The organism is Vagococcus salmoninarum (genome assembly GCF_003987495.1).
Taxonomy (GTDB): Bacteria; Bacillota; Bacilli; order Lactobacillales; family Vagococcaceae; genus Vagococcus_D; species Vagococcus_D salmoninarum.
Genome location: NZ_NGJU01000013.1, coordinates 90,458 through 98,620, shown reverse-complemented (window position 1 = coordinate 98,620; position 8,163 = coordinate 90,458). Strand labels below are relative to the sequence as shown.

Below are 8,163 nucleotides of genomic sequence, written 5' to 3'. Positions count from 1 at the left end.
TATGAATCTTCCTCCCTGAATTGGTCTTAGCAACTTTATTCTAACTGGAAAGTTCATATGTTTCTATTTTTTTGTGTAAAAATAGGCGTGAATGAATTTCTTCATCCACACCAAAAATTATACAGCCCTAATCAATTGATTGTATTAGTAGGGGCTTTTTTTGCCTTTCTTACTGGAAGGTCAGTTTTCACTCACAACTAGTTCTCAGTCATAGCAACTAATAAAAAGTGAGCCTAAGTTTTTAGAGGTTATCTTGACAACTTTTTATTAGTCAGCTAGTAGGTTAAAACTAGTTGTTACTCTAGAGTCGTTAACATCTAACTTTCCCGCGAAAGTTAGGTGTTAATTTGCAGTTAAAAAGGTTTTATTTGTCAGTTATTATTCAATATTTGTAGTAAAAACAAACAATTTTAATATCTATTGACCTTATAGTTCGGATGTGTGATGATATACTTATCAAATAACTCATATCGAAACTAAAAGGAGCTCATTAACTATGACAAACGGGAAAATTAGCTATGAATTCATCAAAGGATTACCAAAAGCCGAACTTCATCTACATTTAGAAGGAACTTTGGAGCCAGAACTAAAACTTCAACTAGCTAAAAAGAATAACATTGATATCGGTCAAACAACCATTGAAGAAGTTCGCAAAAGCTATCAGTTTGATTCCTTGCCATCATTTTTAAATGTTTATTATCCAGCCATGAATGTCTTACAAACAGAAGAGGATTTCTACGAACTAGCGATGGCCTATTTGCGAAAAGCCAAGGAACATAATGTTCGTTATGCCGAGCTGTTTTTTGATCCACAAGCCCACACAACTCGAGGGATTCCTTTTGAAACGGTGATTAAAGGTTATTACCGAGCAGTCGAAGAAAGTCCGACATTAGGGATTAAATCGGCTTTAATCATGTGTTTTCTACGTGACATGTCTGCCCAGTCAGCAGAAGAGACCTTAGTCCAAGCCCTACCTTACCAAGACTTAATCTTAGGAATTGGTCTAGATTCAGATGAAAAAGGCAATCCACCGGCGAAGTTTGCTAAAGTTTTTAAAACAGCGAAAGAAGCTGGCTTCCATATTACAATGCACTGTGACATCGATCAAGAGCAGTCCATTGAAAATATTCGTCAAGCCTTACATGATATTCAAGTTGAGCGCTTAGATCACGGCACGAATATTGTTGAAAATCCGGAACTAGTAGCTTTTGTAAAAGAACAAGGAATTGGTTTAACTTGTTGTCCTGTTTCTAATGGCTTTGTTGTCGATGATATGAAAGGTCGGGAAATTTTAGAACTATTGCGCCAAGGAGTGAAAGTCACAGTTAACTCTGATGACCCAGCTTATTTCCAAAGTTATGTTTCTGATGATTATTACGCTATGACGGAAAACTATGAGATGACGCAAGCAGATGTCGTTTTACTAGCGAAGAATTCCTTTGATATTGCTTGGCTTTCAGCCGATGAAAAGACAGCATATTTCAAAGAAATTTCTGATTACGTAGCCCAAGCTGAATAAAACCTTTAAACAACAAGAAATTAGCTAAAATATAGTCTGAGTCTTTAGAAGAAATTCTAAAGGGCCAGGCTTTTTTTGTTGATAAAGTTTACTTAAAATTATAGAAAGGGGTAAATAAATAAATTATGTTTAAAATAACCCTTAATAACCTGTAAATACAGAGTGAATTTTAAGTCTAGTTTTGTAAGTTGGTTATACTTCGGTTAATCGAAAGTAAAACGTGAATGTGTTATTTAAATGTTTTTTATCTGTCTAGCCTTCATTCGTTAGCTAAAGGAAGTCTTTGATTTGAAAGGAGGTTAAGGGTGTCTATTTACTTTGTTTTCTGATTAAAAATTATTTTAGTTCGTTATTTTGAATGTGTAAAAAACGTAGATAAAATATAACGTTCGTGATATAATAATCCTGTTTTTAAATATAGTTAAAAGGAGTTGGTAACTTAAAGAAAAAGGCTTTCCATTAACACAAATCAGCTAGCATGGAATCAATTGGACTCGAATTGGTTTTATTACTTGGATTTATAAATAGGAAAAGAGGAACTTACTAATGACATTGAAAAAAACAATTTCGTACATCGTATTAACGACAGTGACCGTTTTATCAGTTGGGACATTTTTCAAGACCCAAGCGGTGGTGACTGCTGAAACAACACCTGCTCAAGCTAAGGTCGAAGAAGTGCCTTTAACATTAACGGTAGCAGTGGAACGATTAAAAGATTTAAGTGACAGGGAACGCCAAGCCTTTTTAGGAAATGATGATTCGGAAGCAATTTTAGCAGTTTATAATGGAGACGATGAGGGGAGCTACGGCTTTGCCAGTGGTCCAGGAGCAGTTATTATGGACGAAGAGACCGGGGAAATTATTAGTGAAATTGATCCAGCCAACGATCCTGATGGGACAACAATTGGAGCAATCAAAGAAGCCTTAAAAAAATATGATGCGACGAAAATTAAAAAGTAAGTTAAATCCTAATTTTTGATGAGCCAGTCAAAGGCAGAATTGAATGAAGGCTTGCAATTTATTTAATGAGTTGAAACATAAGCAGCAATAAATAGTTAACTTCAAGTTGACTATTCTTAGAAAAATTTAAAAGAAAAAAGCGTTTTTGATAAATACTCTTTAGTATTTTATCAAAAACGCTTTTTCGTAGTAGTATCAAACTATGTTAAAACTATCAACTTTTTTTAATCCAACGGTGGTTTGAGTGTTAGATTTCTTTTATAAAGAACATTTCCATCGGTTGTTTGTACTTTGGAATATCAATAATCAATGAGCCGGCCTCATGGAAGCCGATGTTACGATAAAAGTGTTGAGCATTTTCATCGACTTGGGTAGAAGTCATAAGCATGCCGTAGCCTTGGTCTTTCATCTCATTTTCCCAGAAGCTCATTAACTTTTTGCCATAGCCTTGGCTTTGATACGTTGTCTCGATAGAAAGCATCGTACAAAAAGGGGTATTGTCCCAAAAAAAGATGGTAACGAAGTAAACCAATCGGTCGCTCATTTTCGATTAACAAATAAGCCATGCCATCCCGTACTTTCTGCTCAAAGACTTCTGTTGAAAGATGGTTATCAAGTTTAAACCAAAAGTCACGATCTTCTTTTGTAGCATGTCTAATATCGGCCATAACGTTATCCTCCATTGTTTGTCTAAGATGTTCTTATTATAGCTTATTTCTTACTAGAAGGCTTTTTTGACGAGGCTAAATTTTTTCTCTGACTTTGTTAAGTAGCGATAAATAAAAGTAGCATGTGATTAGTTTAAGAGCTGAGCAGGAAATAATCATGATTATCGACTCAACCATCTTAATATTTTACTAACTGTACCTTTTATTTTACAATAATTTAAATAGAGAGAAATCAAGGAGGAGAACTTTATGGAAGCTGTGAGCTATTCGAATTTTAGGCAAAATTTACGAAGTTACATGAAAAAAGTAAATGAGGATGCCAATACATTGATTGTTACTGCAAAAGATGTTGAAGACACGGTAGTTGTTTTATCAAAAAGAGACTACGATGCGATGCAAGAAACTTTGAGAGTTTTATCAAATAATTACGTGATGGATAAGATTCGTAGAGGTGAACAGCATTTTTTAGAAGGGAACTTCACTACTCATGAAATTATTGAGGTAGCAGAAGATGATTAAAGCATGGTCAGAAGACGCTTGGAACGACTACGTTTATTGTCATGAGCAGGGAAACAAACATAACGTTAGGGAAATAAATAGATTAATTAAAGAAATTGATCGGACACCATTTACAGGTATAGGCAAGCCAGAACCTTTAAAACATGATTTGTCAGGAAAGTGGTCTAGGAGAATTACAGATGAGCATCGATTAATCTATCGAGTGCAGAATGAAACAATTTATTTTTATTCAGCGAAAGATCATTATTAAAAGCCCTCAGCTAATTTTGAGGGCTTTTAATAATATCAATCTTGAGAATCATCATTAAAGTTAAAAGACATGTGATAAAGCACGTTTACCCTTTATCTTCTTTAGAAAAATAATTTAAAACACTGCCAAAGATAGTTCCAAGAGTTGGGAAGAGGGCAGCTAATTTTACATTTTCAGCGAGAGACGAGAACTGTGTAAAAAGAATAACTAAGATACATATTACTAAAGTTGTAACAAGACTTACTCGTTCCTTGTGTTTCATAGTATCACCTCTTATTTTATGTCAAGGTCCCAACTACTGTGACATTTGTTAAGAGTATGATAACATCATATCAAAAATATGTATACGATTTCACTTTAGTAGTTGTAAAAATATCAGCCACTCACCCACTAGAGAAAGATCGCCCTTAAATCCACCTAGAAAGGCAACTTTCTTACTGTAGCAAAAATTATCACCTAGAGAGATGCTATAATATAATTAATAAATAAAGTAGGTGAGCATGTGAGGTATTTAAGGAGTTTTCATTTTTCTCAAGAAGAAGTTAAAAATCCCAATCTTTATCCGTACAATAGTCTCCGTCAACAGCGAGGCAGTCAAATAGTTTTAGATAATATTACTTTATTATCTGGCAGTAATGGTTCTGGCAAGTCAACCTTATTAAATGTCTTAGCGAATAAGTTAACATTACCTGGGGCAGAGCCGCCAAAGGCTTTTGGAAAAGTTGATTTTTTTCAGCAGTACGTCAGAGAAACTCAAGTGACTTTTGAACTAGATGAAGGGGATGGCCGAGACTATCTCCTGCCAGAAAATAGTTATTACATCAAAAGTGAAGACATTTTGTATGAAATTAAGAAAATTCAACAAGAAGCAATTTTAGCAGAAGGTTATCTTTACGAGCGGAAGCAATTAGGGATGACCAAAGAGCAACTGGCTCGTCAACGTCATTCCTATCAAATGCAAGAACAGTTAGCCAGACGGCAGTTTGCTCAGGAAAAATATTCCAATGGTGAAACTGCCATGGAAATTTATCAAGATTACTTAGTCGCCGATGGTTTGTATTTATTAGATGAACCAGAAGCTTCCTTGTCCCATCAAAATCAATTGAAATTAGCGGAATTGATTATTGAAAATGCCCGCTATTTGAATTGTCAGTTTATTATTGCCACTCATTCCCCCTTCTTATTAGGAACTTTAGGCGGAACGGTTTATAATCTAGATGAACAACTATTGACCCCCAGTCATTGGACAGACTTACCGCAAATTAAAAGTTACCAAGCCTTTTTTAAAGCCCATGAAGCTGAGTTTTAAAGCCTCAGCTAATTAAGGAGGATACTATGAAAATCGTGATTATCGGTGGCTCATTTGGTGGCGTGACGGCTGCCCGAGCTGCCCGGCAAAAATACCCGGCGTCCCAAGTAACATTAATTGAAAAAAATACTCAAATCGGTTTTATTCCTGGTGCCTTACATTTAGTTTTAAATGGTGAAGTAGAGGAGTTATCTCAAGCAGTTTTTGTGACAGAGGAAGTCTTGAGAGCGGAAGGGATTGAATTGTTGTTGGCTTGTGAAGTGACAGCTATCAACCTTGAAGGCCAAGAAGTTAGTTATGACACAGAAGCAACAAACCAGAAAAAGTCTTACGATAAGTTGATTTTGTCAACTGGTTCCGTTCAAGATTCCAGCCAGATTAAAGGCATTCAATCAGAACGAATTTTAAAATACAAAACTCGAGAATTAGCCGAAAAAGCTTTAGACTTAGTTAAGGCGAGCCAATCCTTAGCAATCGTTGGCGCTGGCCAGATTGGGATTGAGATGGCGGATTGTTTAATTAAAAATGGCAAAGAAGTCACATTAATTGAAAGTATGGATGGCATTTTAAGTAAGTATTTTGATGCTGAAATGATGGCCCCAGTTTTAACAACTATGAGAGAACGAGGAGTTACCTGCCATTTTAATGAAACGGTTGAGGAAATTTCCGAAGAAGATGGGCAACTGCATTTAAGGACTCAAGAAGGGCAAATTATTAGCGACAGCGGAGTTTTTGCTTTAAGTGTCAAGCCTGAATTAGCGTATTTAGCTGAAGGTATTCAACTTCATCAAGACAATACGATTTTAGTCGACGACTATTTACAAACAACAGTAGCTAATGTCTTTGCCATTGGGGATTGCATTCAAATGCCTTCTAGTTTGGCCGCTGAATCTTTTTACTTATCATTAACGAATAATGCCATACGGACAGCTTTAGTCGCAGTTGACAATCTGATTAAACCGACAACTAAGTTTATTGGCTCTGCCCGGACGATTGGGACAAAGGTCTTTGATCATTACATAGGCAGTACCGGTATGACTGAAAGTGAAAGCATCTTTTTCGATGACGAGATTGCTGTTAGTTATGTTAGTCAGCCAGCTACCTTATTTAACTCTGAACTTGTTCATAGCAAATTAATTTACAGTCAACAAACAGGTCGGGTGTTAGGTGGACAGATAGTTGCCAAAGTCAACGTTTTAGAAAAAGTTAATACCTTAGCTTTAGGGATTCAAATGGGCATCACCCTAGAGCAATTACGTCAAAAAGATTATTTCTTTCATCCTAGCTTAACGCCAGTCTATGACTTGACGAATCAGCTTGGTTACTTAAAGGATTAGGTGAAAAAATGAAAATTGAAGACTTCTTAGAAAAAAAAGAAAGCTTTCAAGTCCAAATTATTAAAGCGTTAATTCTCGCCAGTGGTCAGCTCTCCTATCAGAGTTTAAGAAGTCACTTAGGGATTTCCAAAGGGTCTTTAGAAAGCTATTTAGGGGAAATTGTTGATTACTTAGAAACCCATGGTGAGGACTGCTATTTAACTAATGATGGTCAGAAAGTTGAGTTGTTTTTATCAGGGGATTTTCCGATTTTTAATGTTTATCGGGACTATGTGACCCGTTCTCTAAAGTATCAATTGTTAGACTACGTCTTTCAGCACCGAGAATTTACAGTCGTTAAAATTACTAGTGATTTGGCGATTAGTGAATCTTCCCTCTTTCGTAAAATTAAAGAAGTTAATGACCTTCTAAAAGAGTTTAACTTACAAATTAAAAATGGCAGCCTTCAGGGGGAAGAGTTACAAATTCGCTACTTTTACTTTCAGCTCTACTGGTCATTAACGCCTTACCGAAGCTTTCAAGCAAATCTGTTGTCAGATCAAAATTTACGCTTAATCAACGGTGTCGAAAAAGAATTAGAAATCAAAATTAATGAATTTAGCCGGATTCGCCTGAGTTTATGGCTGACAATTAGTAAAAAAAGAGCCACGTTAACTGACAAAAAATACCAAGGCATTAAAGGCAAGATGAAAGACTATCAAAAGGACAGTCTTTATTTAAAAGTGCGCCGTCTCGTTCTTTTATATTTTAGTCGCTATTCGATAGAAGTTGGGGAGGAAGAGAGCATGCTTCACTATGTCTTTTTAACTTCCATGTCGATTTTATCAGAAAAAGATTTTAGTACTTACGATTTATTTCGGAGTAAGCGGACGCCTACCGCAGTGGTTGACACGTTATTACGGGAAACCGTCTTACTACATTATCGACCACGGAAGCCTTCCATAGCTTTAGAACGGCAAATGAGTTACTACTTATCCCAAATTAACAGTCGCTTGTATTTTTTTGAAGGGGACATCGAAGTTTACGATCAGGCTCATTTCATTGCCCGGGAAAATAAATTTTTAGGTAGTAATTTAGCTAAGCTTTCCCAAGAACTATTAAAGACCGCCTTAGCTTATTTTGACCAACCAAGTGTCGAGAAAGACACGCTTCAAAAAGTCACTTTATTGGAATATGGCAATGTTTTAGGCATTATGGATTTGAAAATTTCTAAAGAATTAACGATTGGCATTGATTTGCGATTGACGGAAGTTTACAGTGAGATCTTAAGTCAATTGCTGATGTTAAATCTTAAAAATCTCGTGGGAGTGACCGTTGAAAACTATCGAGGGAATCGTGACTACGATCTAGTTATTACTAATACACTGCCATTAGCAGGTTATTCAGGTTTAACGGAAACTTACGTCATTTCAGAATTTGCTTCCGCCTATGATATTAAGAAAATTAAGGAACGAATTAGCGAATTAAAAATGTAACTCATGATTTTTTAACAGTATTTTCTAATAAAAAAGAAAATACTGTTTTTGTTTTGGTAACGCTATCACTTGCTATGACAAGCTTTCAACTGAAAACTGTCAAAAAATTGAGATTTTTTTCAAAAG

Annotated in this window: 10 protein-coding genes; 7 read left to right on the top strand and 3 right to left on the bottom strand. The window is 35.7% G+C overall.

Features of this window, described 5'->3' with window-relative positions; genetic code table 11:
* Positions 1-496 precede the first annotated feature (496 nt).
* Together add and CBF35_RS09505 are read left to right on the top strand one after the other, a co-directional pair.
* Positions 497-1,519: an adenosine deaminase gene (add, locus tag CBF35_RS09510; RefSeq protein ID WP_126780496.1), complete on the top strand. Its 1,023-nt coding sequence runs from the start codon at positions 497-499 to the stop codon at positions 1,517-1,519.
* A gap of 546 nt (positions 1,520-2,065) precedes the next feature.
* On the top strand, positions 2,066-2,479 hold the full coding sequence (locus tag CBF35_RS09505) for a hypothetical protein (protein ID WP_126780494.1): 414 nt from the start codon (positions 2,066-2,068) through the stop codon (positions 2,477-2,479).
* A 247-nt stretch (positions 2,480-2,726) separates the two neighbouring features.
* On the opposite strand, the gene CBF35_RS15020 is transcribed toward CBF35_RS09505, so the two are convergent.
* Entirely contained in the window at positions 2,727-2,960 is a 234-nt protein-coding gene (locus CBF35_RS15020; protein WP_244922586.1) for a GNAT family N-acetyltransferase, read from the bottom strand.
* Complete coding sequence (locus CBF35_RS15015; RefSeq protein ID WP_244922587.1) at positions 2,890-3,147, bottom strand: hypothetical protein; 258 nt, start codon at positions 3,145-3,147, stop codon at positions 2,890-2,892. Before CBF35_RS15015 ends, CBF35_RS15020 begins: the two co-directional genes overlap by 71 nt.
* 249 nt (positions 3,148-3,396) lie before the next feature.
* Between CBF35_RS15015 and CBF35_RS09495 the strand changes: the two genes are divergently transcribed.
* On the top strand, positions 3,397-3,666 hold the full coding sequence (locus tag CBF35_RS09495; protein WP_126780492.1) for a type II toxin-antitoxin system Phd/YefM family antitoxin: 270 nt from the start codon (positions 3,397-3,399) through the stop codon (positions 3,664-3,666).
* Positions 3,659-3,916: a Txe/YoeB family addiction module toxin gene (locus CBF35_RS09490; protein WP_126780490.1), complete on the top strand. Its 258-nt coding sequence runs from the start codon at positions 3,659-3,661 to the stop codon at positions 3,914-3,916. Before CBF35_RS09495 ends, CBF35_RS09490 begins: the two co-directional genes overlap by 8 nt.
* A gap of 85 nt (positions 3,917-4,001) precedes the next feature.
* Here the strand turns inward: CBF35_RS09490 and CBF35_RS14900 are convergent, their stop codons facing one another.
* Positions 4,002-4,178 (bottom strand): hypothetical protein, encoded by a 177-nt coding sequence (locus tag CBF35_RS14900; protein ID WP_170174769.1) that lies wholly within the window; start codon positions 4,176-4,178, stop codon positions 4,002-4,004.
* A gap of 240 nt (positions 4,179-4,418) precedes the next feature.
* Here CBF35_RS14900 and CBF35_RS09485 point away from each other — a divergent pair, with 240 nt between their 5' ends.
* The 3 genes from CBF35_RS09485 to CBF35_RS09475 are packed head-to-tail and all read left to right on the top strand — an operon-like array spanning position 4,419 to position 8,037.
* Positions 4,419-5,225 carry an AAA family ATPase gene (locus tag CBF35_RS09485; protein WP_126780488.1) on the top strand — a complete coding sequence of 269 codons (807 nt, stop codon included), beginning with the start codon at positions 4,419-4,421 and terminating at the stop codon, positions 5,223-5,225.
* 26 nt (positions 5,226-5,251) lie between these two features.
* The gene (locus tag CBF35_RS09480; protein ID WP_126780486.1) at positions 5,252-6,562 is read left to right on the top strand and encodes an FAD-dependent oxidoreductase; all 1,311 of its coding nucleotides are present in this window, start codon (positions 5,252-5,254) and stop codon (positions 6,560-6,562) included.
* An 8-nt stretch (positions 6,563-6,570) separates the two neighbouring features.
* Positions 6,571-8,037, top strand: coding sequence for an AcpB/EbpR/MafR family transcriptional regulator (locus CBF35_RS09475; protein ID WP_126780483.1), 1,467 nt, complete (start codon positions 6,571-6,573; stop codon positions 8,035-8,037).
* The last annotated feature ends 126 nt before the right edge of the window (positions 8,038-8,163 follow it).